Origin of the sequence: Frigoribacterium sp. UYMn621 (genome assembly GCF_040549525.1) — a bacterium.
Lineage (GTDB): Bacteria > Actinomycetota > Actinomycetes > Actinomycetales > Microbacteriaceae > Lacisediminihabitans.
This window is the reverse complement of the sequence record NZ_JBEPTM010000002.1, coordinates 209297-233198: the sequence shown is the minus strand read 5'-3', so window position 1 is coordinate 233198 and position 23902 is coordinate 209297. Positions and strand designations below refer to the sequence as shown.

The window sequence follows — 23902 nt, the reverse complement described above, 5'->3', positions numbered from 1 at the left end:
GATGCCACGCAGTCTTAAAAAGGGCCCCTTCGTCGACGACCACCTGTTTCGCAAGGTGGCCAAGGCGAACGAAGCCAGCAGCAAGAGCGTTATCAAGACCTGGTCGCGTCGCTCGATGATCATCCCGTCTTTCCTGGGACACACCATCGCAGTGCACGACGGCCGCAAGCACATCCCGGTGTTCATCACCGAGACGATGGTTGGGCACAAGCTCGGAGAGTTTGCTCCCACCCGCACCTTCCGTGGACACGAGAAGGACGACAAGAAGGGTCGTCGCCGCTAACGCGGGGACGGAAAGGTAAAGAGAAATGGTTGAATCCATCGCTCGCGTGAAGCACATTCGCGTCACCGCCACAAAGGCTCGTCGTGTCGTCAACATGATCCGCGGCAAGCAGGCACATGAGGCCCTGGCCATCCTGAAGTTCGCGCCTCAGGGAGCCAGCACCCCGGTCTACAAGCTCGTGGAGTCGGCTATCGCCAACGCCCGGGTCAAGGCCGATGCAAGCAACAGCTACCTGGATGAGCAGGATCTGTTCGTCTCGTCGGCGTATGTCGACGAGGGAACGACCCTCAAGCGCTTCCAGCCTCGTGCCCAGGGACGCGCATTCCAGATCCTGAAGCGCACCAGCCACATCACGATCGTCCTGGCAACGCCGGACGAGAACGAGACCGCTGTTGTGGCTTCCCAGCGTCCATCGACTGCGAAGGCAGGGAAGAAGTAATGGGACAGAAAGTAAACCCCTACGGGTTCCGCCTGGGAATCACCACCGACCATGTGTCGCGGTGGTTCTCGGACAGCACCAAGGTCGGACAGCGCTACAGCGACTTCGTCGCAGAAGACATCAAGATCCGCAACCTGCTCAAGACCTCGCTCGACCGTGCCGGAGTGGCGCGCATCGAGATCGAGCGCACCCGTGACCGCGTTCGCGTCGACATCCACACCGCCCGTCCGGGCATCGTGATCGGTCGTCGTGGCGCCGAGGCGGAGCGCATTCGCACCGACCTCGAAAAGCTCTCGGGCAAGCAGATCCAGCTCAACATCCTCGAGGTCAAGAACCCCGAGGCCGAGGCCCAGCTCGTCGCACAGGGGATCGCGGAGCAGCTCAGCGCCCGCGTCGCGTTCCGTCGTGCCATGCGCAAGGGACTCCAGGGTGCCCAGCGCACTCCGACGGTCAAGGGTGTTCGAATCCAGGTCTCCGGTCGTCTCGGTGGTGCGGAAATGAGCCGCTCCGAGTTCTACCGCGAGGGTCGCGTTCCGCTGCACACGCTGCGCGCGAACATCGACTACGGCTTCTACGAGGCCAAGACCACCTTCGGCCGCATCGGCGTGAAGGTCTGGATCTACAAGGGCGACATCACCAACAAGGAGCTCGCTCGCGAGCAGGCCAACGCCAAGTCAACGCGCCCAGAGCGCCGCGATGACCGTCGTGATGGTGCCCGCGACAGCGGACCGCGTCGTGGAGCTGCCCCGGCAGCCACGGCCGCTCCGAAGGCAGACGCTGCTCCGGCAGCCGTAGCAGTGGAGGCCTAGAGCCATGTTGATTCCCCGCAGGGTCAAGCACCGTAAGCAGCATCACCCCGGCCGTAGCGGCCAGGCGACCGGTGGCACGACTGTGACGTTCGGCGAGTACGGCATCCAGGCCATTACTCCCGCCTATGTGACCAACCGCCAGATCGAGGCAGCTCGAATTGCGATGACCCGTCACATCAAGCGTGGTGGAAAGGTGTGGATCAACATCTACCCCGACCGCCCGCTCACCAAGAAGCCGGCCGAAACCCGCATGGGTTCCGGTAAGGGTTCTCCAGAGTGGTGGATCGCCAACGTCAAGCCGGGTCGCGTGCTCTTCGAGCTCGCCGGCGTCAGTGACGTTGTCGCTCGCGAGGCGCTCACCCGCGCCATCCACAAACTGCCACTCAAGGCACGCATCATCAAGCGCGAGGAGGGCGACGCATAATGGCGATCGGTTCCAAAGAGCTCGCTCCAGACGAGCTCGACACCTTCGAAGACGAGCGACTCGTCGACGAACTCAAGAAGGCCAAGGAAGAGCTGTTCAACCTGCGCTTCCAGTCGGCCACCGGCCAGCTGGAAAGCCACGGTCGCCTTCGCGCTGTCAAGCGCGACATCGCTCGCATCTACACGGTCATCCGTGAGCGCGAGCTGGGCATCCGTGCGACTCCCGCTCCGGTCGAGGTAGCCCCGAAGGCTGCCGCCAAGAAGACCAAGAAGACTGCGGATGTTGCGGAAGCGACCCCCGAGTCGGCTGAGGAGAAGAAGTAATGGCTACCGAGACCAAGAGCACCGAGCCGCAAGAGACGGCTGCGGACCGCGGATATCGCAAGACCCGTCGTGGCTATGTCACGAGCGACAAGATGGACAAGACCATCGTCGTCGAGGTCGAGGACCGCGTAAAGCACCCCCTCTACGGCAAGGTCATCCGCCGCACCTCCAAGGTCAAGGCGCACGATGAGGCCAACGCGGCCGGTATCGGCGACCTCGTCATCATCAGCGAGACCCGTCCGCTCAGTGCCACCAAGCACTGGCGCCTGGTCGAGATCCTCGAGAAGGCCAAGTAGGCCTCGCGCTTACTTCGTATAAGGACACCTAAATGCTTCAGCAGGAATCCAGGCTCAAGGTCGCCGATAACACCGGTGCCAAGGAGCTGCTCACGATTCGCGTACTCGGTGGCTCCGGCCGTCGTTACGCCGGCCTCGGCGACGTCATCGTCGCCACGGTCAAGGATGCGATCCCTGGCGGCAACGTCAAGAAGGGTGACGTCGTCAAGGCAGTCATCGTGCGCACCAAGAAAGAGACCCGTCGCCCCGACGGCTCGTACATCAAGTTCGACGAGAACGCCGCCGTCATCCTCAAGGCAGACGGCGACCCTCGTGGCACTCGAATCTTCGGACCGGTCGGTCGCGAACTCCGCGACAAGAAGTTCATGAAGATCATCTCGCTCGCACCGGAGGTCTTGTAACCATGGCGAACATCAAAAAGGGCGATCTCGTCCAGCTCATCAGCGGCCGCAGCCAGGCTCGCGGTGGCGACCGTGGCAAGCAGGGTCGTGTCATCGAGGTGCTCGTGGAGAAGAACCGCGTAGTCGTCGAGGGGCTCAACTACATCACCAAGCACGTTCGCGTGGGCCAGAGCGACCGCGGCACCAAGACCGGTGGCATCGAGACGCGTGAAGCGCCGATCCACGTGTCGAACGTGCAGCTGGTCAATCCCGACACCAAGCAGCCGGCTCGCGTCGGCTTCACGGTGGAGACGGATGCCTCGGGCAAGACCACCCGCACGCGCTACTTCAAGGACTCGCGACGCACTCCCGTGAAGGCGACCGCCAAAAAGGCCGACACCAAGAAGGCCGACACCAAGAAGGCTGACAAGGCCGACGAGCTCGTGGTCACCGACGGAATCGTGAGCGACGAGGAGTCGACGACTCCCGTGGCGACCGAGGCCGTTGAGCCAAAGGCCAAGGCCGCTCCCAAGGCGAAGGCCGCTGCCACGAAGACCGCTGCTCCCAAGGCTGCTGCTCCCAAGGCGAAGGCCGCACCCAAGACCACCAAGGCAACTGAGAAGGACGCCGACTAATGACTGACACTGCAACTGCAGCTGGCAAAATCCAGCCGCGTCTCAAGCAGAAGTACAAGACCGAGATCTCTGCCCAGCTGGCGAAGGACTTCGGCTTCACGAACGTGCACCAGGTGCCCGGGCTCGTGAAGATCGTCGTCAACACCGGCGTCGGTGAGGCTGCCCGTGACGGCAAGATCATCGACGGGGCCGTCAAGGACCTCACCGCGATCACCGGCCAGAAGCCGCAGGTCACCGCCGCCCGCAAGTCCATCGCGCAGTTCAAGCTCCGCGAGGGCCAGCCGATCGGCGCCCACGTCACCCTCCGCGGTGACCGTGCCTGGGAGTTCCTCGACCGTCTCCTCTCGCTCGCGCTTCCCCGCATCCGCGACTTCCGCGGCCTCTCGGACAAGCAGTTCGATGGCAACGGCAACTACACCTTCGGCCTCACGGAGCAGTCCATGTTCCACGAGATCGACCAGGACCGCATCGATCGGGTCCGCGGCTTCGACATCACCGTCGTCACCACGGCCAAGACCGACGACGAGGGCCGCGCACTGCTCAAGGCCCTCGGGTTCCCGTTCCGCAACGCGGAGAACACTCCCGTCTAACCCATGCACCACCGATCATCAAGGTCGCCAGTTCCGTAAGAGCTGGCGAAACCGGGTGAGGAAGGCACCACCATCATGACAATGACAGATCCGGTCGCAGACCTGCTGACCAGACTGCGCAACGCGAACTCGGCCTACCACGACACCGTGTCCATGCCGAATAGCAAGCTCAAGTCCCACATCGCCGAGATCCTCAAGACCGAGGGCTACATCGGAGGATGGAAGATCGAAGACGCGCGCGTCGGCAAGACCCTGACCCTCGACCTCAAGTACGGCCCGAACCGTGAGCGCTCCATCGCTGGAATCAAGCGCGTCTCGAAGCCGGGCCTCCGCGTCTACGCGAAGTCCACGGAGATCCCTCGCGTTCTCGGTGGCCTCGGTGTCGCGATCCTCTCGACCTCCTCTGGCCTCCTCACGGATCGCCAGGCGTCAAAGAAGGGCGTGGGTGGGGAAGTCCTCGCCTACGTGTGGTAATCACCAATGTCACGTATTGGACGCCTTCCCATTGAGATCCCCACAGGGGTCGATGTCACGGTGACCGGCTCAGCCGTCACCGTCAAGGGCCCGAAAGGTGAGCTCGCGCTCACCGTCGCGAGCCCGATCGAGGTCAAGATCGAGGATGGCCAGCTCCTGGTCACCCGCCCGGACGACGAGCGCGAATCGCGTTCGCTCCACGGCCTCACCCGCACCCTGATCGCCAACCAGATCATCGGCGTCACGACCGGCTACTCCAAGGGCCTCGAGATCGTCGGTACCGGTTACCGCGTGCAGGCGAAGGGCAGCTCGCTCGAGTTCGCTCTCGGCTTCTCGCACTCGATCACGGTCGATCCCCCGGCCGGCATCTCCTTTGCCGTCGAAGGCAACAACAAGCTGACGGTGCACGGCATCGACAAGCAGGCTGTCGGAGAAGTTGCCGCCAACATTCGTAAGCTGCGCAAGCCGGAGCCCTACAAGGGCAAGGGCGTTCGCTACGCAGGCGAGGTAGTCCGCCGCAAGGCCGGAAAGAGTGGTAAGTGATCATGGCTCTCGGAACTAGAGGCAAGAGCAAGTCGGCCGCAAAGGGCCGCAGGCACGCACGTCTTCGCAAGAAGATCGTCGGCACCGAACTTCGACCGCGTCTCGTGGTCACCCGTTCGGCCCGTCACGTCTTCGTGCAGGTCGTCGACGACAGCAAGGGTTTCACCCTCGCCTCGGCATCGACCCTCGAAGCAGACATGCGTACGTTCGACGGTGACAAGACCGCCAAGGCGCGCAAGGTCGGCGAACTCGTCGCCGAGCGTGCGAAGGCCGCCGGTGTCGAAGCCGTCGTTTTCGATCGCGGTGGAAGCAAGTACGCGGGACGCGTCGCTGCCATCGCCGAAGGAGCTCGAGAGGGTGGACTGGACCTGTGAGCGACACAACTAACACCAGCAAGGAGACTCCTGTGGCAACCGAAGCCGAACCGACCGTCACGGTCGTCGAGACTGCGGCCGCAACCGAGCCCGCTGCAAACGAGCCTCGTGAGGCCCGCCGCGGTGGACGCGAGCGCAACCCCAACCAGCAGCGCGGGAGCCGTGACTCTGAGAAGAGCCAGTTCCTCGAGCGCGTCGTCACCATCAACCGCGTCTCCAAGGTCGTCAAGGGTGGTCGTCGCTTCAGCTTCACCGCTCTCGTCGTCGTCGGCGACGGTAACGGACTGGTCGGTGTCGGCTACGGCAAGGCCCGCGAGGTGCCGACCGCGATCTCCAAGGGCGTCGAGGAAGCGAAGAAGAACTTCTTCCGCGTTCCCCGCGTCGGAGTGACCATCCCGCACCCCGTCCAGGGTGAGGCCGCAGCCGGCGTCGTGCTGCTGCGTCCGGCATCCGCCGGTACCGGTGTTATCGCCGGTGGTCCGGTGCGCGCCGTGCTCGAGTGCGCCGGCATCCACGACGTGCTGAGCAAGTCGCTCGGTTCGTCCAACACGATCAACATCGTGCACGCTACCGTTGCTGCCCTCAAGCAGCTCGAGGAGCCGAGTGCGGTTGCCGCACGTCGCGGTCTCTCGCTCGAGGATGTCGCGCCCGCGCGTCTCCTGCGTGCCCAGGCTGACGCAAAGGCAGGTGTCTGATGGCTGCTCGCCTGAAGGTGACCCAGATCAAGTCCAAAATTAGTGAGAAGCAGAACCAGCGCGACACGTTGCGGAGCCTCGGGCTCCACCGCATCGGCGATGTCGTGGTTCGCGAGGACAACTCGCAGAACCGCGGCTACGTTCGCACCGTCGCTCACCTGGTCAAGGTCGAGGAGATTGACTAATGGCTGAAGAAACGAAGGCCGACAAGGCCCCCGCCGCAGCCCCCAAAAAGGCGAGCACGGCGAAGGCTGCAGCCCCCAAGGCTGCTGCCGAAAAGGCGCCCGCCGCCAAGGCGACCACCACGAAGGCCGCTCCGGCGAAGAAGGCTGCAGAGCCCGTTGCCGAGGCGCGTCCGCAGGTGCTGAAGATGCACCACCTCCGCCCGGCTCCCGGCGCGAAGAAAGATCGTACCCGCGTCGGACGCGGTGAAGGATCCAAGGGTAAGACTGCAGGCCGTGGAACCAAGGGCACGAAGGCCCGCTACACGGTGCGCGTCGGACTCGAGGGTGGAAACCTGAACAGCATCATGCGCACCCCGAAGCTGCGCGGGTTCAAGAACCCGTTCCGCGTCGAGTACCAGGTCGTCAACCTCGAGAAGCTGGCCGAGCTCTACCCGGCCGGTGGAGACGTCACGATCGGCGACCTCGTCGCCAAGGGTGCCGTGCGTAAGAACGAGAAGGTCAAGGTTCTCGGCGCTGGTGACATTGCAGTTAAGCTGAACGTTGCAGTTGACAAGGTCTCTGGCTCTGCCGAGCAGAAGATCGTTGCAGCGGGCGGTTCCGTAAACTAAGGCGAACGCCGGGCCTCGGCCCGGTGATCTACCGCAGTTGCAGCCGTCCAGGTGGCCCGAAAGGGCCACCTGCTTCGCCCGACCGTTCTCACCAGGAGGCCTCGTTGTTCAGAGCCGTAGCGCGGATCTTCCGCACCCCCGATCTTCGGAAGAAGATCGGTTTCACGCTCGCACTGATTGCGCTCTTCCGCCTCGGGTCCTTCATACCGTCGCCGTTCGTCAACTTCGGCAACGTGCAGACCTGTCTCGCCGCCAACTCCGGAACCTCTGGCCTGTACGAGTTGGTCAACCTGTTCAGCGGCGGGGCACTTCTCCAGTTGTCGATCTTCGCGCTCGGCATCATGCCCTACATCACGGCATCGATCATCGTGCAGCTTCTGCGCGTCGTGATCCCACACTTCGACACCCTCTATAAAGAGGGCCAGTCCGGCCAGGCTCGCCTGACCCAGTACACCCGCTACCTCACCATCGCGCTCGGTGTGCTGCAGTCCACGACCCTGATCACCGTCGCCCGCAGCGGCGCCCTCTTCCCGACCTCCACCGGCACGCCGGAGTGCTCGGCCCTCATCACCAACTCCGCCTGGTACGCGATCCTCCTCATGGTCATCACCATGACGGCGGGCACCGGCCTCATCATGTGGATGGGCGAGCTCATCACCGAGCGCGGCATCGGCAACGGAATGTCGATCCTCATCTTCACCTCGATCGCCGCCCGTTTCCCCGGATCCCTCTGGGCCATCAGGCAGTCGAAGGGCTTCGAGACCTTCCTGCTGGTGATCGCGATGGGCGTCGTGATCATGGCGCTCGTGGTCTATGTCGAGCAGTCCCAGCGACGCATCCCGGTGCAATATGCCAAGCGGATGGTCGGCCGGCGTACCTATGGCGGCAACAACACCTACATTCCGATCAAGGTCAACATGGCCGGCGTGGTGCCGGTTATCTTCGCCTCCTCGCTGCTCTATCTGCCGGCGCTGATCGCCCAGTTCAACCAGCCGGCCCCGGGCAAGGCCCCGGCCCCCTGGGTCACCTGGATCACCGACAACCTGCGCACGGGTGACAACCCGCTGTACATGGCCCTGTACTTCCTGCTCATCGTCGGCTTCACCTACTTCTACGTCGCGATCACCTTCAACCCGGAGGAAGTCGCCGACAACATGAAGAAGTACGGCGGATTCATCCCCGGCATCCGCGCCGGCCGTCCGACCGCCGAGTATCTCGACTACGTGCTCACCCGCGTCACACTGCCGGGGTCCATCTACCTCGGCCTGATCGCTCTCGTGCCGCTGATCGCGCTCGGCCTGTTCGGCGCGAACCAGAACTTCCCCTTCGGAGGCGCGAGCATCCTGATCATCGTGGGTGTCGGACTCGAGACGGTCAAGCAGATCGACTCCCAGCTGCAGCAGCGCCACTACGAGGGCCTGCTCCGTTGACCCGCCTGCTGATCGTCGGTCCGCCCGGGGCCGGCAAGGGCACCCAGTCTGCTCGGCTCCTCGAGACCTATGCGATTCCAGCGATCGCCACAGGGGACATCTTCCGCAAGAACATCACGGAAGAGACCCCTCTCGGCATCGAGGTGAAGGCGATCGTGGATGCGGGCGACTACGTGCCCGATTCGCTCACCAATGCGCTGGTCAAGAGCCGGCTCGAAGAGGCTGACGCGCGGGACGGCTTCCTGCTCGACGGCTATCCCCGTACCCTCGAGCAGGTGTCCTACCTCGATGACCTGCTCGCCGGGAAGGGGCAGTCCCTCGACGCCGTGATCCAGCTCGTCGCAGACCAGGAGGAAGTGGTGGCCCGGCTGCGCAAGCGCGCGATCGAGCAGGGGCGCTCCGATGACACCGAGGACGCGATCCGTCACCGCCAGCAGGTATACGGCCGCGAGACCACACCCTTGATCGCGGTCTATCGCGATCGCGACCTGCTGATCGAGGTCGATGGTCTCGGTGAAATCGACGACGTGAGCGCCCGCATCTCCGAGGCTCTCGCTGCTCGCGGAATCGTGCCCGCAGCGAAGTGAGCCTTCGCAAGAACATCTACAAGACTCCGGCGGAGCTGAGGCTCATGGTTTCGCCGGGTCTCGCCACGGCAGCATCCCTCGCCGCGGTGAAGTCCGCGATTCGGGCGGGCGTCACGACGCTCGAGCTCGACGGGATCGCCGAGGCGACCATCAGGGCGCTCGGCGCCGTGCCCAACTTCATGAAGGAGCCGGGATACCGGCACACGATCTGCACCTCCGTGAATGACGACATCGTGCACGGGATTCCGGGCGCGCGCGTGCTCGAGCCGGGTGACATCGTGTCGATCGACAGCGGAGCCGAGCTCGCCGGCTGGAACGGGGATGCGGCCATCACCGTCGTCGTGCCGGACCCCTCTCGCCCGTCCCTCGTTGCGGAGCGGCAGAAGCTCTCGGATGTCACGGAGCAGTCGCTCTGGCGGGGCATCGCCTCCCTCGCCTCCGCCACCCATCTCAACCACATCGGTGGGGAGATGGAGGACTACATCGACTCCCAGGGCAGCTACGGCATCCTCGAGGACTACGTCGGCCACGGCATCGGGCGCTCGATGCACGAGGATCCTCCCGTGTTCAACTATCGGGTGCGGGACCGGGGACCGCGGGTGAGACCCGGGCTCGTGGTAGCGATCGAACCGATGGTGACCGCCGGGGGAATCGATACCTTCACCCGGGAAGACGAGTGGACCGTCGCGACCCTGGATGGCACGATGGCTGCGCACTGGGAGCACTCCGTGGCCGTTCACGCCGGAGGAATCTGGGTGCTCACCGCCGAGGACGGCGGAGCCTCAGCTCTCGCTCCCCTCGGTGTGGTCCCCGTCCCCATCCCCTGATCGCCCCCCCCGATCCGCTGACCTCGCGAAAACGCAGGAGATTGGCCACGAAACCGACCACTTTGCGGCGATAGCCCCATTTTGGTGGCGAATCTCCTGCGTTTTCGAGAGGGACGGATGCCGGGGAGCGGGCGTTCGCGGTGGGCGGAGGCGGAGTATAGGCACAAGTTGGCAAAACGCCCGGGATTGGCATAAGATCGATCTTTGGTGTCTGCTGCCTGGTTAATCACGCCCAGACTGCCACAATCCATCCGCACGACCAGTAAACAATACTTTTAGCGACGAAGAGGCTATGGCCAAAAAAGACGGTGTCATCGAAATCGAGGGTGCAGTAGTCGAAGCTCTGCCCAACGCAATGTTCCGCGTTGAGCTGACAAACGGCCACAAAGTCCTCGCCCATATTTCGGGGAAGATGCGCCAGCACTACATCCGTATCCTCCCTGAGGACCGCGTGATCGTAGAGCTGAGCCCGTACGACCTGACCCGCGGCCGGATCGTCTACCGCTACAAGTAGTGCCACCCGGCACGTGATTGCTGGAAAGTAACGGCCGGTTCGGCGTGACGCCGCACCGGTACGAAGACAGCGAAAGAAGAAAGCAATGAAGGTCGCCCCGAGCGTCAAGCCCATGTGCGAGCACTGCCGCGTGATCCGTCGCAACGGCAACGTCATGGTCATCTGCAAGAACAACCCGCGCCACAAGCAGCGCCAGGGTTAGGTCTCGGCCGGGTCGCTGAGCGGCCCATCCGAGCACCGCACACAACTGAACACGCAACACACATAGCAACACCAGATCCCACGCAGGTGGGGGACACCAGCGGTCGGAGGCCGCTGCACAGGTGCTGCTACAGACCTCCACTCACAACCAGGAGAAGCCACAATGGCTCGTCTAGCAGGAGTCGACATCCCGCGCGATAAGCGCGTCGAGGTCGCATTGACCTACATCTACGGTGTTGGCCGCACGAGGGCACTCAAGACCCTCGCGGACACCGAAATCAGCGGGGAGATCCGCGTCAAGGATCTGACCGATGACCAGCTCATCGCGCTCCGCGACTACGTCGAAGGAAACTTCAAGGTAGAGGGTGACCTCCGCCGCGAGGTCGCCGCGGACATCCGTCGCAAGGTCGAGATCGGCAGCTACCAGGGCATTCGTCACCGCCGTGGTCTCCCGGTTCACGGACAGCGCACCAAAACCAACGCTCGTACCCGCAAGGGCCCGAAGCGCACCGTCGCAGGCAAGAAGAAGGCCCGATAGCGAGCACTGCTCGTATCGCCATAAAAGTTTTAGGAGAAAACAATGGCAGCACCAAAATCGGCCGCTCGTAAGCCGCGTCGTAAAGAGAAGAAGAACGTCGCTGTCGGTCAGGCTCACATCAAGTCGACCTTCAACAACACCATCGTGACGATCACCGACCCCACCGGTGCCGTACTGAGCTGGGCATCGTCCGGCACCGTCGGTTTCAAGGGTTCGCGTAAGTCCACGCCCTTCGCCGCCCAGCTCTCCGCCGAGTCCGCTGCGCGTCAGGCGCAGGAGCACGGTGTCAAGAAGGTCGACGTCTTCGTCAAGGGACCGGGATCAGGCCGCGAGACCGCGATCCGCTCACTTCAGGCTGCAGGCCTCGAGGTCGGCTCGATCAACGACGTCACCCCCCAGGCGCACAACGGATGCCGTCCGCCCAAGCGCAGGCGCGTGTAGGCGCGAAGCGCCACACTCGCCTGCGGGTCGAGTAGCGAGCGCTAGCGAGCGTGTCGAGACACCAGCCATCACCGCGTGACGGGGGTCTCGACACGGCCGCAGGCGGCCTACTCGATCAGCACAGGTTTCACCACGAACACAACTCAATAGAACGACGGGCCCGCCACCCGCCGCACGCACAAGTGTCAAATAGCGGACACTTCGCCGAAAGGAATCACCAGTGCTTATTGCACAGCGTCCAACTCTTACCGAAGAGAACATCTCCGAGTTCCGTTCACGGTTCATCATCGAGCCGCTCGAACCCGGCTTCGGTTACACCCTGGGCAACTCGCTTCGCCGCACCCTCCTCTCCTCGATTCCCGGAGCTGCCGTCACGAGCATCCGCATCGACGGAGTCCTGCACGAGTTCTCGACGATCGCGGGCGTGAAGGAAGACGTCACCGAGATCATCCTGAACATCAAGGGTCTCGTCGTCTCCAGCGAGCACGACGAGCCCATCACCGCCTACCTGCGCAAGCAGGGCGCGGGCCAGGTCACGGCCGCAGACATCTCGGCTCCGGCCGGGGTCGAGATCCACAACCCGGAGCTCGTGATCGCGACGCTCAACGACAAGGCGAAGTTCGAACTCGAGCTGACCATCGAGCGTGGCCGCGGCTACGTCTCCGCGACGCAGAACCGCAGCGAGTTCAGCGAAGCCGGCCAGATTCCGATCGACTCGATCTACTCCCCGGTTCTCAAGGTCACCTACCGTGTCGAGGCCACCCGCGCCGGTGAGCGCACCGACTTCGACCGCCTTGTGGTGGATGTCGAGACCAAGAACGCGATCACCCCTCGCGATGCCATCGCCTCCGCCGGTCGCACGCTGACCGAGCTGTTCGGCCTGGCGCGCGAGCTCAACTCGGCCGCAGAGGGCATCGAGATCGGCCCGGCTCCGGTCGACGCCGTTCTCTCGAGCGAACTCAGCATGCCGATCGAGGACCTCGACCTGTCTGTGCGCAGCTACAACTGCCTCAAGCGCGAGGGCATCAACACCGTCAGCGAACTCGTCGCCCTCTCGGAGACGCAGCTCATGAACATCCGCAACTTCGGACAGAAGTCTGTGGACGAGGTCAAGGACAAGCTCGTCGAGCTCGGCCTGAGCCTCAAGGACACCGTTCCCGGCTTCGACGGCGCGCACTTCTACAGCGGCTACGACGACGTCGAAGAAGCCAACTAGGCCCTCGGCACCTACCTTTTCAGACCTGGAGAAATAACTAATGGCTGCACCAACTAAGGGACCCCGCCTCGGCGGTGGACCGGCGCACGAGCGCCTCATGCTTGCGAACCTCGCGGCTGCCCTGTTCACCCACAAGAGCATCAAGACGACCGAGACGAAGGCCAAGCGCATGCGTCCCCTCGTCGAGAGGCTCATTACGTTCGCGAAGCGGGGAGACCTCCACGCGCGTCGTCGTGTACTCGCGACGATCGGCGACAAGACCGTCGTGCACGAGCTCTTCACCGAGATCGCGCCGCTCGTCGAGTTGCGTGAAGGCGGCTACACCCGCATCACCAAGCTCGGCTTCCGCAAGGGCGACAACGCCTCGATGGTTCAGATCGAGCTCGTCCTCGAGCCCGTGAGCCCGAAGCCGAAGTCGGCCAAGAAGTCCGCCAAGGCCGAGGCGCCCGTCGCCGAGGCACCGGCAGAGGAAGAGGCCCCCGCGGCCGAGGTCACCGAGTCGGAGGCCGAGGTCGAAGCCGTCGACGCCGAGACCGCCGAGGTCACCGCCGAGCAGCCCGCTGCTTCGGAAGAAGACGCGAAGTAGTTTTTCACCGAACGATGGCCCCGCCGATGGCGGGGCCATCCTTCGTTAATCGGCCATAGCGACGCGGGCCCGAGTACCGTGGCACCATGGCCAGCGATGCAGCAACCCTCGATGTCCCCGGACCCCACGGCACCCGGCAGATGCGGGTATCGAGCCCGTCTCGAGTGCTCTGGCCGGACCTCGGGATCACCAAGCTCGACCTCGCGCGCTACGTAGTGGAGGTCGGTGATGCCTTCGTTCGGGCCAATGGCGACCGCCCCGTCTCCCTCCAGCGGTTTGCGGAGGGGATCGACGGGGAGCAGTTCTTCTCGAAGAACCCGCCGAAGGGCGCGCCGGATTTCGTGCGCGCGGTTCCGGTGGTCTACCCGAGTGGGCGATCGCATCCGCAACTCGTCATCGATGAGCCCGCGGCGGCCGTCTGGGCGGTGCAGATGAACACGATCGTCTTCCACCCCTGGCCCTCGCGTGCGGAGAACACCGACAATCCCGACCAGTTGCGCATCGATCTCGACCCGCAGCCCGGCACCGACTTCGACGACGCGATTCCCGCGGCGATCGAGCTGCGCGCTCTGCTCGCCGAGGTCGGCCTCGAGGCATTCATCAAGACCTCCGGCAACCGCGGACTCCATGTCTTCGCACCGATCGAGGCGAGCCGCGAGTTTCTCGATGTGCGGCACGCGGTGATCGCGGCGGCCAGGGAGTTGGAGCGACGGATGCCGAAACAGGTGACGACGGCCTGGTGGAAGGAGGAGCGTGGAGAGCGGATCTTCGTCGACTTCAACCAGGCCAACCGGGATCGCACCATGGCCGGCGCCTACAGTCCGAGGGCGCTTGCGCACGCTCCGGTGTCATGCCCGATCGAGTGGAGCGAGCTGGAGTCTGTGGACCCTCGAGCGCTCACCGTACTCACGGTTCCCGCGCGGCTGGCGAGCTCGGGCGATCCCTGGCAGCGCATGGGGGAGAAGCCCGGAACAATAGACGCGCTCCATGGATGGTGGGAGCGTGATCTCGCGAACGGTCTTGGCGAGTTGCCGTTCCCTCCCGACTTCCCCAAGATGCCCGGGGAGCCCCCACGCGTGCAGCCCAGTCGGGCGAAGCATCCGAAGTCCTGACACCGAACCGTTCTAGAGCGGCACGCCGGCGAGTCCGAAGTCGTTGGTGCTGCGTGAGGGCGGCAGTTCGGCCAGCCGCTGCAGGGCATCCGTCACCGCGCGAACATAGATGGCGCCGCCGGCGGCTCCGGGATGGATCTGGTCCCTGGCGAGCAGGTCGAGCCGCGAGGAGATGGCATCACGCCAGTTGGCGAGTTCGACCGAGCGATACTGCTGGGCGAACCGCGTGAGGGTGACGTTCACCTGATCGGTCCAGCCCCGCGGAGCCTGCACGTTCACCACCACGATCTCGTGACGGGGGCCAACGATGGACCGGATTTGGTCGAGGGACTGCCGGTCGATCGGGCCATTGGTGCCCAGGCCGATCAGCAGCACCGGTCGCAGCGTGCCGGAGTCGCGCAATCCCTGCACGATCGCGGGCGCTGACGAGAGCTGCCGTGACACGACGGCATCGATCTGGATGCCGGGAAAGCCGGCCTGGAGTTCGGGAGCGGAAGCGAGCATGACCGAGTCGCCGATCGCATCGATCTGGTCCCCGCCCGGCAGGGCGGGAGGGGTCGCGGCGGTGGCGGAGGGCCGTGGGCGTGCCGGTGCCAGTGACTTGCTCCCCCTCTCGATCACGGCCTGCGCGTCGGTGGTCCCGGGGTCGGCGGCGATGGCGACGCCGGTGGTGCCGACGAGCGCCGCAACCAGCAGCGCAGACGAGACGATGCCGATGATCCTTGGCGTCGTGCGCGGCCTGGAGTCGAGCCATCCGGCGACAACAGCGCGGAACCCGATGCGGTGGATCGGCTGCTCGATGAAGCGGTAGGAGGCGGCGGCGGCCCCGACGGTCAGCACGAGTGCGATCACGCCGGGCATCCATCCGCTCCCACCGCTCGACGGCGAGGGGAGTGCGGCCGTCACCAACACCCACAGCGGCCAGTGCCAGAGATAGAGGCCGTACGAGCGCGCGCCGATCCAGCGCAGCGGAGGCCAGTCGAGAGCCGCGCCGACGCGGGAGACGACAGCGCCGGCGATCGCCAGCGCGGTGAGCAGGGCGACCAACAGCAGCCCGCCGCGGTAGGTGAACGCGGCACCGGCCGGAAGCATCAGGGCGATGGCGAGGATGCCGAGAACCGAGAGCACGGCCACGGGGGGCAGCACCCGGCGGGCGGTCGGCCCCGTGCTCGCCGGCCAGTCCCGGTGGAGGATCGCGAGCGCCGCCCCGATCGCCAGGCCGAAGCTGTGCGTGTCGCTGCCGTAGTAGACGCGGGTGGGATCACCGGTCGAGGCGAGGAGGATCATCGCTGTGGCCGAGGCGGCGCCGATCGCCATGACGACGAGCAACCGTGCGCGCCGTGACCGAAGCGCGAGCACCAGCAGGACCACCACCGGCCAGACGAGGTAGAACTGCTCTTCGACCGCCAGCGACCAGAGGTTGCGGAACAGCTCCGGCGAAGTCTCATCGAAATAGCTCTGCGCGGCCGCAATGGACAGCCAGTTGCTGCTGAAGGTCGCGGCCCCGAGTACCTGGCGCCCCAGGTGAACGAGCGGATTGCCGCCGATCACGAGGGCGAGGGTCGCAGAGACCGCCACGACGAGGCTGAGAGCCGGCAAGAGGCGCCGGGCACGGCGCATCCAGAACCCGGAGAGGCGGATGCGAGTCTGCGAATCCTTCTCGCGCATCAGGAGCCCCGTGATGAGGAATCCACTGATCACGAAGAAGACGTCGACGCCGATGAATCCCCCCGGAAGGATGCCGGATCCCAGATGGTAGAGGATCACCGCGGCGACGGCGATGGCGCGAAGGCCGTCCAGCCCGGGTAGCCGCGTCGATCGGGGATCGACGGAGAGCGGCATCCCCCCTGGCGCGGGAGCCGTCGATTCGAGGAGTGTGGGGGAAGTGGTCATAGGGAGACCACTCGAGTTTCGTCGTGACCGGGCGGGAGGTCAACTCCGCTCGGAGCGGCGCCCGGTGGGCGGAGCGGCGAACACACTTCGATCTAGACTCTGGGGTGTGGACGTCGAGAATCTCCCTGGCGTGAACATCCTGCACGGACCCCCGCAGGTGTCCGGTCCCCTGCCGGGAAAGACCCGCATCCGACTCGACCTGTCCTATGACGGTGGCAACTTCCTCGGCTGGTCCGCGCAGCCCGGATTGCGCACCGTTCAGGGGGAGCTCGAGTCGGCGCTGGCCATCATCTTCGGCAAGCACGGGCCGGTCGAGCCGCTCACCGTCGCCGGACGAACGGATGCGGGGGTGCACGCGACCGGACAGGTCGCGCATCTCGACGTGACGAAGGAGCAGCTCGGTGTCCTGTCGCGGCCGAGGGGCAAGACACCTCCGTTGGCACCCGGGGCTCGTTTCGACGGACCGCGCGCCCTCGGCAGGCGCCTCAATGGCATCGCCGGGCTGAACGCCGATATCTACGTATCGCGCGGATCCTTCGCTCCCGAGGGATTCGACGCCCGGTTCTCGGCGACCTGGCGGCGGTACCAGTATCGGGTAGCGGATGCCTCGGCCCCGCGCAATCCGCTGCTTCGGGGCCACACGCTCTGGTATCCCGCCGTTCTCGACCTCGATCGAATGAACCAGGCGGCGCAGGGTCTCCTCGGGCTGCACGACTGGGCCGCCTTCTGCAAACCGCGAGAGGGGGCGACCACGGTGCGGACCCTCGAGCGCTTCTTCTGGACCAGGGCCGACGACGGGGTGCTCACGGCAGAGGTGCGAGCCGACGCGTTCTGCCACAGCATGGTGCGATCCCTCGTCGGTGCGACGATCGCGGTGGGGGAGTCCAAGCTCGAGTCCGGCCGGCTCGTCGAGCTGCGGGATGAGCTCGATCGACCGAGTGACTTCAAGGTTCTGCCGGCCAAGGGGCTGACTCTCGTGGAGGTGGGCTACCCGCCGGAGGCGGAGATGGCGGCCCGCGCCCATACCACGCGCAACCGTCGGCCGGTTTGACCCCGGACGGGCGCAGAGACTAGTCTTGACCCTTGGTGCCTGCGCTGTGTGGCGTGGTATCACGAACTTGAGCCCTCCACCGGCAGCGTTCCGCGACATCGTCTGCGGAACACCCATCGGAGTGGGATTCACGAACACCTCATTTCGACACAAGAAAGCAGTACTACTGTGACGCGCACTTTCTCCCCCAAGCCCGAAGACGTTCAGCGTGAGTGGGTCATCATCGACGCCACTGACATCGTCCTCGGTCGTCTGGCGACCCACGCGGCAGTCCTGCTGCGCGGCAAGCACAAGGCGACCTTCGCTCCCCACATGGACATGGGCGACTTCGTCATCATCATCAACGCCGAGAAGGTCGCCCTCACCGGCGCGAAGCTCGCGCAGAAGCGGGCCTACCGCCACTCCGGCTACCCGGGCGGCCTGAGCTCGATGACCTACATCGAGATGCTCGAGAAGCACCCGACGCGTGCCGTCGAGAAGGCCGTGCGCGGCATGCTGCCGAAGAACTCGATCGGTCGCGCCCAGCTCACCAAGCTCAAGGTCTACGCAGGCGCCGAGCACCCCCACGCTGCCCAGCAGCCCAAGACCTACACCCTCGGCCAGGTCGCGCAGTAGCGCGCACCGACAGAATAAGGATTTCCAACATCATGGCGAAGATCGAAGATTCACTCGACGAAGCAGTTCTCGAGAGCTATTCCACCGAGAGCAGCGCAGCGGTCGAGACGAAGACCCCTCGCGCGGTTCTGAACGTCCCCGGCGCAGCCGTCGGACGTCGCAAGCAGGCCATCGCGCGCGTGCGCATCGCTCCCGGATCCGGTGTCATCACCGTGAACGGTCGCACCCTCGAGGACTACTTCCCCAACAAGCTGCACCAGCAGCTCATCAACGACCCGTTCAAGATCCTCGACCTGCTCGGCAGCTACGACGTGATCGCCCGCATCACCGGTGGTGGCCCCTCGGGCCAGGCCGGAGCCCTGCGTCTCGGCATCTCGCGTTCGCTCAACCAGATCGACGAAGAGAACAACCGTGCGGCCCTCAAGAAGGCCGGCTTCCTCAGCCGTGACGCTCGCGTCAAGGAGCGCAAGAAGGCCGGACTCAAGAAGGCACGTAAGGCGCCTCAGTTCTCCAAGCGCTAACGCGCCGCAACTGAGTCGGGTTCTATGCCTCGCCTCTTCGGCACCGACGGCGTTCGGGGTCTGGCGAACGATGTCATCACGGTAGAGCTGGCCGTCGGGCTTGCCCAGGCCGCTTCCGTGGTGCTCGGTAAAGGACGATTCGCCGACGGCCGTCGAGCCTCCGGGCGACGGCCGGTCGGTGTGGTCGCGCGCGATCCGCGGGTCTCCGGAGAGTTCATCGCGGCGGCCGTCATGGCGGGTTTCGCCAGCTCCGGCGTCGATGTTCTCGACGCCGGAATCATCCCGACTCCGGCTGCGGCGTTCCTGATCGCGGACATCAAGGCCGATTTCGGCGTCGTGATCTCGGCATCTCACAATGCGGCTCCCGATAACGGGATCAAGTTCTTCGCGGTGGGCGGCACGAAATTGCCCGATGAAGTGGAAGACCGCATCGAAGCCGCGCTTGGGGAAAAGAAGCTTGCTCCGACCGGGGTCGAGGTCGGACGCATCCGTCGTTTCGCGGATGCCGAGGATCGCTACGTCCTCCACCTCCTTTCGACCCTCCCTCACCGGCTCGAGGGCATCCATGTGGTGCTCGACTGCGCCAACGGTGCCGCCGCCGGAATCTCCCCGGAGGTCTTCACGGACGCGGGCGCCACGGTGACAGTGATCGGTTCCGATCCCGACGGGTACAACATCAACGAGGGAGTCGGCTCCACCCACCTCGACAATCTCGCCCGCGCGGTGCTCGAACACGGCGCCGATGTCGGCATCGCCCATGACGGGGATGCGGATCGGTGCCTCGCCGTCGATCACCTCGGGCAGATCGTGGACGGCGACCAGATCATGGCGATCCTCGCGGTCTCCATGAAGGAGCGCGGCCTGCTCGCAGACGACACTCTCGTCGCCACGGTGATGTCTAACCTCGGCCTCAAGGTCGCGATGGCCGAGCACGGCATCACCCTGCTGCAGACCTCCGTCGGCGACCGCTACGTGCTCGAGGCTCTCACCGAGAAGAAGTTGAGCCTCGGGGGTGAACAGTCCGGGCATGTGATCATGAGCCAGTTCGCGACAACCGGCGACGGCATCCTCACCGGACTCCACCTGCTCGCCGAGATGGCACGCACCGGCAAGTCGCTGGCGGAGCTCGCCGCGGTGATGACGGTGTATCCGCAGGTCATGATCAACGTGCGCGGGGTGGACCAACACGGTCTGGCGACGAACACGGTGATCGCGGATGCGATTCGCGCCGCCGAAGCGCGCCTCGGGGAGACCGGGCGGGTGCTGCTGCGCAAGTCCGGTACGGAACCGATGGTGCGGGTGATGGTAGAGGCAGAAGACCAGGCGACCGCCCAGGCGATCACCGAGTCGCTCGCTGAGGTTGTGCGGGAGCAGCTCGCTCGCTGAGGTCGTGCGGGAGCAGCTCGCTCGCTGACCGTTTCCGACTCTCGTCCGTCAGTAAGTGCTCCGTCGCGGGGCGGGAGCGACAGTCAGTGACGGATGATCGCCGCCGGCCGCTTGCCGCTCACCGCCGGCCGCTCACCGCTTGCGGCTCGGCGCTTGCCGATCGCCGCTCACCGCTTGGCATGGTGCAGTGGCAGGACTCCGTCGGGGATAACCGGCGTCGGTTGGGAGGGTGTCGCGCCCAGCCGTCGGAAGGTACTCACGCGCGATCAGCCGTCGGAAGGTGCCCTCTCGCGCGACGGTGGCGACAGTCAGTGGCGATTGGTCGTGGTCGTGGTCCGCGGATTCTTCGTGACGAATCCGCTTAGTGGGAAGAGGCGCTTCCCCCGTCACGGTCTGCCGGCTACCTGGGCCCAGCCGTCAGTATGTGCTCGATAGCGCGACAGCGGCGACCGTTGGTGACGTCTCACCGCGGTAGAAGTGCCGGTCCGAGGGAAGACCTCTACGCCGGGTATCTCCCCGGCGCGCCCAGCCGTCAAGAGGTGCTCTTTGCCGGGGCGGAGACGACATCGAGTGACGGTTCACGTGTGTTCGCCTCGGTGGAGTGGGATGATCGCGCGGTTGCGCCTGCGCCCGTCGGTCGCCCGGCCTCCCGTCGCCCAGCCTCCATCGCCCGGCCTCCATCGCCCGCCCACCCGTCACTAAGTGCTCTATCGCGCGTCGACGACGACACTTAGTGACGGCTGACCGATGACCGCTGATGGCTGATGGCTGACCGCTGACGGCCCCGCCCATCCTCGCCCGGCCGCGCCCACCCGCGCCCGGCCGCGCCCAGCCCCGCCCACCGGTGCCCACCGGTGCGCCACCCGCGCCCACCGGCGCCCACCGGCGCCCATCTCCGCCCAGCGGACAGGAACTGCTCTCCCGCTCCCCGTCGAGGACAGCCAGTGACGGATCGACCGTCGCCGGCCGCACACCGGAGCCGGCACAGCGGTGGATGGCTCCGTTAGATCTTCCTCAGGAGAACACTGTTCACGGCGTGATCGGCTCCCTTGCGCAGCACGAGGTCCGCCCGAGAGCGCGTGGGAAGCACATTCTGCAGAAGGTTCGGCTCATTGATGCGCTTCCAGATCTCGGCGGCGCGAGCCACCGCCTCCTCGTGGCTCAGGCTCGCGAAGCGGTGGAAGTAGGACTTGGGGTTGGTGAATGCGCCCTGCTGGAGCTTCAGGAACCGCTCCTCGTACCAGCGGGCGATGTCGGAGGTGCGAGCATCCACATAGACGGTGAAGTCGAACAGGTCGCTGATCGCCAGTCCGTGCCCGGATGACGGCGGCTGCAACACGTTCAGGCCCTCGACGATGAGGATGTCCGGCCGCCGCACCACGATCTCGGCGTCGTGGATGATGTCGTAGCTGAGGTGCGAATAGAACGGGGCTCGCACCTCCTCCGCACCGCTCTTCACCTTCGTGACGAAGCGGAGCAGCGCGCGGCGATCGTAGGACTCGGGGAATCCCTTGCGCTCCATCAGGCCGCGGCGTTCGAGTTCCGCGTTGGGGAGCAGAAACCCGTCGGTGGTCACGAGCTCGACGCGCGGGGTGTCCTCCCAGCGCGAGAGGAGCTCACGCAGCAGTCGGGCGCTGGTCGACTTGCCGACCGCGACGGATCCGGCGACCCCGATCACAAAGGGGGTTGCGGGCGAATCGCGCCCGAGAAAACGACTCGTGTCGCGATGGAGTTGGCGAGCGCCCACCGCATACAGGCTGATGAGCTTGCTGAGAGGGAGGTAGACGTCTGTCACCTCGCTCAGGTCCAGTCTGTCGCCGAGCCCGCGGAGACCCACGATCTCGGTCGGCGAAAGTGGGAGCTCGGTCGTCGGCGCGAGGGCAGCCCAGTCGGCACGCTCGATTTCGACGAACGGGGTGGAGTGGGCGGACGTCGAGTGGGCCGCGGCGGAATGGGCCTTGTCGGACATAGGGATTCAGGCTACCGGAGACCCGGTGTGCCGACGACCCGGCGGAGATGCCTCGGCCGGTACCGTAAAATCGGCTCCATGTGTGGAATCGTGGGCTACGTCGGCAGCAACCAGAGCATCGAAGTACTGCTGGGGGGCCTTCGTCGACTCGAATACCGCGGCTACGACTCGGCGGGCATCGCCGTGATCGACCCAGAGGGTGTGCTGCACACGCGCAAGCGGGCGGGCAAGCTGCAGGTACTCATCGACGATCTGGATGGCCGCGAGATGGCGAACGGCGCCACCGGCATCGGGCACACGCGGTGGGCGACCCACGGTGGCCCCAACGACCAGAATGCGCACCCTCACCTGGGGGATGACGGCAAACTCGCGCTCATCCACAACGGAATCATCGAGAACTTCGCCGAACTCAAGGCCGAACTTCTCGCATCGCACCCCGACACCGTCTTCACCAGCGAGACCGATACCGAGGTCGCGGCGCTGCTCGTGGGAATCGAGTACGAGAAGACCGGTGATCTCGCCGTCGCGCTTCGCAACGTGGTCGATCGGCTGCACGGTGCGTTCACTCTGCTCGTGCTCCACAAAGACCAGCCCGGAGTCGTCGTCGGCGCCCGAAGGAACTCGCCCCTGGTGATCGGCCTCGGCGACGGCGAGAACTTCCTCGGGTCGGATGTCGCGGCCTTCGTCGAGCACACCCGTCGCGCCATGGCGATCGGCCAGGACCAGCTCGTCACCATCACCGCCGACAGCGTCACGGTCACCGACTTCCTCGGCAACCCGGTCGAGACCGAAGAATTCGAGATCGCCTGGGATGCCTCTGCCGCCGAGAAGGGTGGATGGTCGAGCTTCATGGCCAAGGAGATCAGCGAGGAGCCGGAGGCTATCGCCAAGACCCTGCTCGGCCGCATCGCCGACGGAGCGGTGCGACTTCACGAGCTCGACAGCCTCGGCGACGATGCCCTGCGGGACATCGACCGCATCGTGATCCTGGGCTGCGGCACGGCCAACTATTCCGGGATGCTCGGCAAGTACGCGATCGAGAAGTGGGCACGCATCCCGGTGGATGTCGAACTCTCGCACGAGTTCCGCTACCGCGATCCGGTGATCGACGCCCGCACTCTCGTCGTGTCGATCAGCCAGTCCGGTGAGACCATGGACACCCTGATGGCCGTGAAGTATGCGGTCGCGGCCGGGGCGAAGACGCTCTCGATCTGCAACACCCAGGGTGCCACCATCGCCCGTGAATCCGACGCCGTGATCTACACGCACGCCGGACCGGAGGTGGCCGTGGCATCCACCAAGGCCTTCGTCGCCCAGGTCGCCGCTCTGTATCTCTTCGGCCTGCACGTCGCCCGCGTGCGCCAGACTCTCTCTGCGGTGGAGATCGCTGGCCTGCTCGAGGAGCTCCAGGCGTTACCCGACCAGCTCGCGACTGTGCTCGAGCAGCACGACGCGATCACCCAGCTTGCGGGCTGGATGACGGACACCCGTTCCGTGCTCTTCCTCGGCCGTCACGCGGGATACCCCGTGGCGCTCGAGGGCGCGCTCAAGCTCAAGGAGCTCGCCTACATCCATGCGGAGGGTTTCGCTGCCGGTGAGCTCAAGCACGGCCCGATCGCGCTCATCGAGCCGGGCCAGCCCGTGTTCGTCATCGTGCCGAGCCCGCGCGCGACGGATTCGCTGCATCCCAAGGTGGTATCGAACATCCAGGAGATCCGCGCCCGCGGTGCTCGCATCCTCGCCATCGCCGAAGAGGGGGATGTCTCGGTGCTGCCCTATGCCGACACCGTGATCCGCATCCCACTCGCCTCCACCCTGTTCGAGCCGCTGCTTGCCGTTGCGCCACTGCAGATCTTCGCGATGGAACTGGCCGCGGCCAAGGGGCTCGACGTGGACCAGCCGCGCAACCTGGCCAAGTCGGTCACGGTCGAGTAGCGCGGCCGAGTAGCGCGGTCGA

At 65.3% G+C, this 23902-nt stretch carries 31 protein-coding genes and 1 pseudogene; 30 read left to right on the top strand and 2 right to left on the bottom strand.

The genetic code is table 11. From position 1 onward, the window contains the following. Position 1 precedes the first annotated feature (1 nt). The 25 genes and pseudogenes from rpsS (at position 2) to ligD (ending at position 14510) form a co-directional block, all read left to right on the top strand. On the top strand, positions 2 to 283 hold the full coding sequence (rpsS, locus tag ABIB54_RS05175; protein WP_185201712.1) for a 30S ribosomal protein S19: 282 nt from the start codon (positions 2 to 4) through the stop codon (positions 281 to 283). A gap of 25 nt (positions 284 to 308) precedes the next feature. Continuing rightward, complete coding sequence (gene rplV / locus ABIB54_RS05170; RefSeq protein WP_354574447.1) at positions 309 to 722, top strand: 50S ribosomal protein L22; 414 nt, start codon at positions 309 to 311, stop codon at positions 720 to 722. Further along, complete coding sequence (gene rpsC / locus ABIB54_RS05165) at positions 722 to 1531, top strand: 30S ribosomal protein S3 (RefSeq protein ID WP_354574446.1); 810 nt, start codon at positions 722 to 724, stop codon at positions 1529 to 1531. Before rplV ends, rpsC begins: the two co-directional genes overlap by 1 nt. A 4-nt stretch (positions 1532 to 1535) precedes the next feature. Then, the gene (gene rplP / locus ABIB54_RS05160) at positions 1536 to 1955 is read left to right on the top strand and encodes a 50S ribosomal protein L16 (protein WP_147783470.1); all 420 of its coding nucleotides are present in this window, start codon (positions 1536 to 1538) and stop codon (positions 1953 to 1955) included. Beyond that, positions 1955 to 2278, top strand: coding sequence for a 50S ribosomal protein L29 (gene rpmC, locus ABIB54_RS05155; RefSeq protein ID WP_354574445.1), 324 nt, complete (start codon positions 1955 to 1957; stop codon positions 2276 to 2278). The genes rplP and rpmC overlap by 1 nt, the downstream gene beginning before the upstream one ends. Then, positions 2278 to 2574, top strand: coding sequence for a 30S ribosomal protein S17 (gene rpsQ, locus ABIB54_RS05150; protein ID WP_185201708.1), 297 nt, complete (start codon positions 2278 to 2280; stop codon positions 2572 to 2574). The genes rpmC and rpsQ overlap by 1 nt, the downstream gene beginning before the upstream one ends. Before the next feature lie 32 nt (positions 2575 to 2606). After that, the gene (gene rplN / locus ABIB54_RS05145; RefSeq protein WP_196830804.1) at positions 2607 to 2975 is read left to right on the top strand and encodes a 50S ribosomal protein L14; all 369 of its coding nucleotides are present in this window, start codon (positions 2607 to 2609) and stop codon (positions 2973 to 2975) included. Between the two features lie 2 nt (positions 2976 to 2977). Continuing rightward, positions 2978 to 3307 (top strand): annotated as a pseudogene (gene rplX, locus ABIB54_RS05140) (50S ribosomal protein L24); the annotation flags it as partial. A 281-nt stretch (positions 3308 to 3588) separates the two neighbouring features. Then, positions 3589 to 4179, top strand: a complete 591-nt coding sequence (gene rplE, locus ABIB54_RS05135; protein WP_185201706.1) for a 50S ribosomal protein L5 — start codon at positions 3589 to 3591, stop codon at positions 4177 to 4179. A gap of 75 nt (positions 4180 to 4254) precedes the next feature. Then, entirely contained in the window at positions 4255 to 4653 is a 399-nt protein-coding gene (gene rpsH / locus ABIB54_RS05130; protein ID WP_354574444.1) for a 30S ribosomal protein S8, read from the top strand. 6 nt (positions 4654 to 4659) lie between these two features. Beyond that, the gene (gene rplF, locus ABIB54_RS05125) at positions 4660 to 5196 is read left to right on the top strand and encodes a 50S ribosomal protein L6 (RefSeq protein WP_185201704.1); all 537 of its coding nucleotides are present in this window, start codon (positions 4660 to 4662) and stop codon (positions 5194 to 5196) included. A gap of 2 nt (positions 5197 to 5198) precedes the next feature. Then, on the top strand, positions 5199 to 5570 hold the full coding sequence (gene rplR, locus ABIB54_RS05120; protein WP_185204174.1) for a 50S ribosomal protein L18: 372 nt from the start codon (positions 5199 to 5201) through the stop codon (positions 5568 to 5570). A 32-nt stretch (positions 5571 to 5602) separates the two neighbouring features. Next, entirely contained in the window at positions 5603 to 6265 is a 663-nt protein-coding gene (gene rpsE / locus ABIB54_RS05115) for a 30S ribosomal protein S5 (protein ID WP_185204175.1), read from the top strand. Beyond that, positions 6265 to 6450: a 50S ribosomal protein L30 gene (gene rpmD / locus ABIB54_RS05110; RefSeq protein WP_097060176.1), complete on the top strand. Its 186-nt coding sequence runs from the start codon at positions 6265 to 6267 to the stop codon at positions 6448 to 6450. Before rpsE ends, rpmD begins: the two co-directional genes overlap by 1 nt. Continuing rightward, positions 6450 to 7058: a 50S ribosomal protein L15 gene (rplO, locus tag ABIB54_RS05105; protein WP_185201703.1), complete on the top strand. Its 609-nt coding sequence runs from the start codon at positions 6450 to 6452 to the stop codon at positions 7056 to 7058. The genes rpmD and rplO overlap by 1 nt, the downstream gene beginning before the upstream one ends. A 104-nt stretch (positions 7059 to 7162) precedes the next feature. Beyond that, positions 7163 to 8488, top strand: coding sequence for a preprotein translocase subunit SecY (gene secY, locus ABIB54_RS05100; RefSeq protein ID WP_354574443.1), 1326 nt, complete (start codon positions 7163 to 7165; stop codon positions 8486 to 8488). Then, on the top strand, positions 8485 to 9075 hold the full coding sequence (locus tag ABIB54_RS05095; protein WP_354574442.1) for an adenylate kinase: 591 nt from the start codon (positions 8485 to 8487) through the stop codon (positions 9073 to 9075). The genes secY and ABIB54_RS05095 overlap by 4 nt, the downstream gene beginning before the upstream one ends. Beyond that, positions 9072 to 9902, top strand: coding sequence for a type I methionyl aminopeptidase (map, locus tag ABIB54_RS05090; protein WP_354574441.1), 831 nt, complete (start codon positions 9072 to 9074; stop codon positions 9900 to 9902). The genes ABIB54_RS05095 and map overlap by 4 nt, the downstream gene beginning before the upstream one ends. Before the next feature lie 292 nt (positions 9903 to 10194). Beyond that, the gene (infA, locus tag ABIB54_RS05085) at positions 10195 to 10416 is read left to right on the top strand and encodes a translation initiation factor IF-1 (RefSeq protein ID WP_022883252.1); all 222 of its coding nucleotides are present in this window, start codon (positions 10195 to 10197) and stop codon (positions 10414 to 10416) included. Positions 10417 to 10501: 85 nt separating this feature from the next. Continuing rightward, complete coding sequence (gene rpmJ / locus ABIB54_RS05080) at positions 10502 to 10618, top strand: 50S ribosomal protein L36 (protein ID WP_185201699.1); 117 nt, start codon at positions 10502 to 10504, stop codon at positions 10616 to 10618. A gap of 162 nt (positions 10619 to 10780) precedes the next feature. After that, complete coding sequence (gene rpsM, locus ABIB54_RS05075) at positions 10781 to 11155, top strand: 30S ribosomal protein S13 (protein ID WP_185201698.1); 375 nt, start codon at positions 10781 to 10783, stop codon at positions 11153 to 11155. A 42-nt stretch (positions 11156 to 11197) separates the two neighbouring features. After that, positions 11198 to 11596 (top strand): 30S ribosomal protein S11, encoded by a 399-nt coding sequence (gene rpsK / locus ABIB54_RS05070; RefSeq protein ID WP_161885428.1) that lies wholly within the window; start codon positions 11198 to 11200, stop codon positions 11594 to 11596. A gap of 220 nt (positions 11597 to 11816) precedes the next feature. Next, complete coding sequence (locus ABIB54_RS05065) at positions 11817 to 12812, top strand: DNA-directed RNA polymerase subunit alpha (protein ID WP_354574440.1); 996 nt, start codon at positions 11817 to 11819, stop codon at positions 12810 to 12812. Between the two features lie 40 nt (positions 12813 to 12852). Then, entirely contained in the window at positions 12853 to 13398 is a 546-nt protein-coding gene (rplQ, locus tag ABIB54_RS05060; RefSeq protein ID WP_354574439.1) for a 50S ribosomal protein L17, read from the top strand. An 86-nt stretch (positions 13399 to 13484) separates the two neighbouring features. Then, on the top strand, positions 13485 to 14510 hold the full coding sequence (gene ligD, locus ABIB54_RS05055) for a non-homologous end-joining DNA ligase (RefSeq protein WP_354574438.1): 1026 nt from the start codon (positions 13485 to 13487) through the stop codon (positions 14508 to 14510). Positions 14511 to 14522: 12 nt separating this feature from the next. Here ligD and ABIB54_RS05050 read toward each other — a convergent pair whose 3' ends face one another. Beyond that, positions 14523 to 16403, bottom strand: coding sequence for an acyltransferase family protein (locus tag ABIB54_RS05050; RefSeq protein WP_354574437.1), 1881 nt, complete (start codon positions 16401 to 16403; stop codon positions 14523 to 14525). A gap of 169 nt (positions 16404 to 16572) precedes the next feature. Here ABIB54_RS05050 and ABIB54_RS05045 point away from each other — a divergent pair, with 169 nt between their 5' ends. The 4 genes from ABIB54_RS05045 to glmM all read left to right on the top strand — a co-directional run bounded on the left by ABIB54_RS05045 (position 16573) and on the right by glmM (position 19976). Further along, positions 16573 to 17454, top strand: a complete 882-nt coding sequence (locus ABIB54_RS05045) for a tRNA pseudouridine synthase A (protein WP_354574669.1) — start codon at positions 16573 to 16575, stop codon at positions 17452 to 17454. Positions 17455 to 17622: 168 nt separating this feature from the next. Then, entirely contained in the window at positions 17623 to 18069 is a 447-nt protein-coding gene (rplM, locus tag ABIB54_RS05040; protein WP_185201693.1) for a 50S ribosomal protein L13, read from the top strand. Between the two features lie 32 nt (positions 18070 to 18101). Then, positions 18102 to 18590 (top strand): 30S ribosomal protein S9, encoded by a 489-nt coding sequence (gene rpsI / locus ABIB54_RS05035; protein WP_354574436.1) that lies wholly within the window; start codon positions 18102 to 18104, stop codon positions 18588 to 18590. Positions 18591 to 18614: 24 nt separating this feature from the next. After that, on the top strand, positions 18615 to 19976 hold the full coding sequence (gene glmM / locus ABIB54_RS05030) for a phosphoglucosamine mutase (RefSeq protein ID WP_354574435.1): 1362 nt from the start codon (positions 18615 to 18617) through the stop codon (positions 19974 to 19976). A gap of 1003 nt (positions 19977 to 20979) precedes the next feature. Here the strand turns inward: glmM and coaA are convergent. Next, positions 20980 to 21945 (bottom strand): type I pantothenate kinase, encoded by a 966-nt coding sequence (gene coaA / locus ABIB54_RS05025; RefSeq protein ID WP_354574434.1) that lies wholly within the window; start codon positions 21943 to 21945, stop codon positions 20980 to 20982. Between the two features lie 78 nt (positions 21946 to 22023). Between coaA and glmS the strand changes: the two genes are divergently transcribed. Next, positions 22024 to 23880 (top strand): glutamine--fructose-6-phosphate transaminase (isomerizing), encoded by a 1857-nt coding sequence (gene glmS, locus ABIB54_RS05020; protein ID WP_354574433.1) that lies wholly within the window; start codon positions 22024 to 22026, stop codon positions 23878 to 23880. The last annotated feature ends 22 nt before the right edge of the window (positions 23881 to 23902 follow it).

Excerpts from the sequence above, each read along its gene's own strand:
- rpsH (WP_354574444.1), top strand. The coding sequence starts at position 4,255 with ATGACAATGACAGATCCGGTCGCAGACCTGCTGACCAGACTGCGCAAC.
- rpsS (WP_185201712.1), top strand. The coding sequence starts at position 2 with ATGCCACGCAGTCTTAAAAAGGGCCCCTTCGTCGACGACCACCTGTTT.
- rpmJ (WP_185201699.1), top strand. The coding sequence starts at position 10,502 with ATGAAGGTCGCCCCGAGCGTCAAGCCCATGTGCGAGCACTGCCGCGTG.
- infA (WP_022883252.1), top strand. The coding sequence starts at position 10,195 with ATGGCCAAAAAAGACGGTGTCATCGAAATCGAGGGTGCAGTAGTCGAA.
- glmS (WP_354574433.1), top strand. The coding sequence starts at position 22,024 with ATGTGTGGAATCGTGGGCTACGTCGGCAGCAACCAGAGCATCGAAGTA.
- ABIB54_RS05050 (WP_354574437.1), bottom strand. The coding sequence starts at position 16,403 with ATGACCACTTCCCCCACACTCCTCGAATCGACGGCTCCCGCGCCAGGG.
- rpmD (WP_097060176.1), top strand. The coding sequence starts at position 6,265 with ATGGCTGCTCGCCTGAAGGTGACCCAGATCAAGTCCAAAATTAGTGAG.
- rpsI (WP_354574436.1), top strand. The coding sequence starts at position 18,102 with ATGGCGAAGATCGAAGATTCACTCGACGAAGCAGTTCTCGAGAGCTAT.
- ligD (WP_354574438.1), top strand. The coding sequence starts at position 13,485 with ATGGCCAGCGATGCAGCAACCCTCGATGTCCCCGGACCCCACGGCACC.
- rplF (WP_185201704.1), top strand. The coding sequence starts at position 4,660 with ATGTCACGTATTGGACGCCTTCCCATTGAGATCCCCACAGGGGTCGAT.
- rpsK (WP_161885428.1), top strand. The coding sequence starts at position 11,198 with ATGGCAGCACCAAAATCGGCCGCTCGTAAGCCGCGTCGTAAAGAGAAG.
- glmM (WP_354574435.1), top strand. The coding sequence starts at position 18,615 with ATGCCTCGCCTCTTCGGCACCGACGGCGTTCGGGGTCTGGCGAACGAT.
- rpmC (WP_354574445.1), top strand. The coding sequence starts at position 1,955 with ATGGCGATCGGTTCCAAAGAGCTCGCTCCAGACGAGCTCGACACCTTC.
- rplR (WP_185204174.1), top strand. The coding sequence starts at position 5,199 with ATGGCTCTCGGAACTAGAGGCAAGAGCAAGTCGGCCGCAAAGGGCCGC.
- rplN (WP_196830804.1), top strand. The coding sequence starts at position 2,607 with ATGCTTCAGCAGGAATCCAGGCTCAAGGTCGCCGATAACACCGGTGCC.
- rplV (WP_354574447.1), top strand. The coding sequence starts at position 309 with ATGGTTGAATCCATCGCTCGCGTGAAGCACATTCGCGTCACCGCCACA.
- rpsQ (WP_185201708.1), top strand. The coding sequence starts at position 2,278 with ATGGCTACCGAGACCAAGAGCACCGAGCCGCAAGAGACGGCTGCGGAC.
- rpsC (WP_354574446.1), top strand. The coding sequence starts at position 722 with ATGGGACAGAAAGTAAACCCCTACGGGTTCCGCCTGGGAATCACCACC.
- rplP (WP_147783470.1), top strand. The coding sequence starts at position 1,536 with ATGTTGATTCCCCGCAGGGTCAAGCACCGTAAGCAGCATCACCCCGGC.
- rpsM (WP_185201698.1), top strand. The coding sequence starts at position 10,781 with ATGGCTCGTCTAGCAGGAGTCGACATCCCGCGCGATAAGCGCGTCGAG.
- rplO (WP_185201703.1), top strand. The coding sequence starts at position 6,450 with ATGGCTGAAGAAACGAAGGCCGACAAGGCCCCCGCCGCAGCCCCCAAA.
- rplE (WP_185201706.1), top strand. The coding sequence starts at position 3,589 with ATGACTGACACTGCAACTGCAGCTGGCAAAATCCAGCCGCGTCTCAAG.
- rplQ (WP_354574439.1), top strand. The coding sequence starts at position 12,853 with ATGGCTGCACCAACTAAGGGACCCCGCCTCGGCGGTGGACCGGCGCAC.
- coaA (WP_354574434.1), bottom strand. The coding sequence starts at position 21,945 with ATGTCCGACAAGGCCCATTCCGCCGCGGCCCACTCGACGTCCGCCCAC.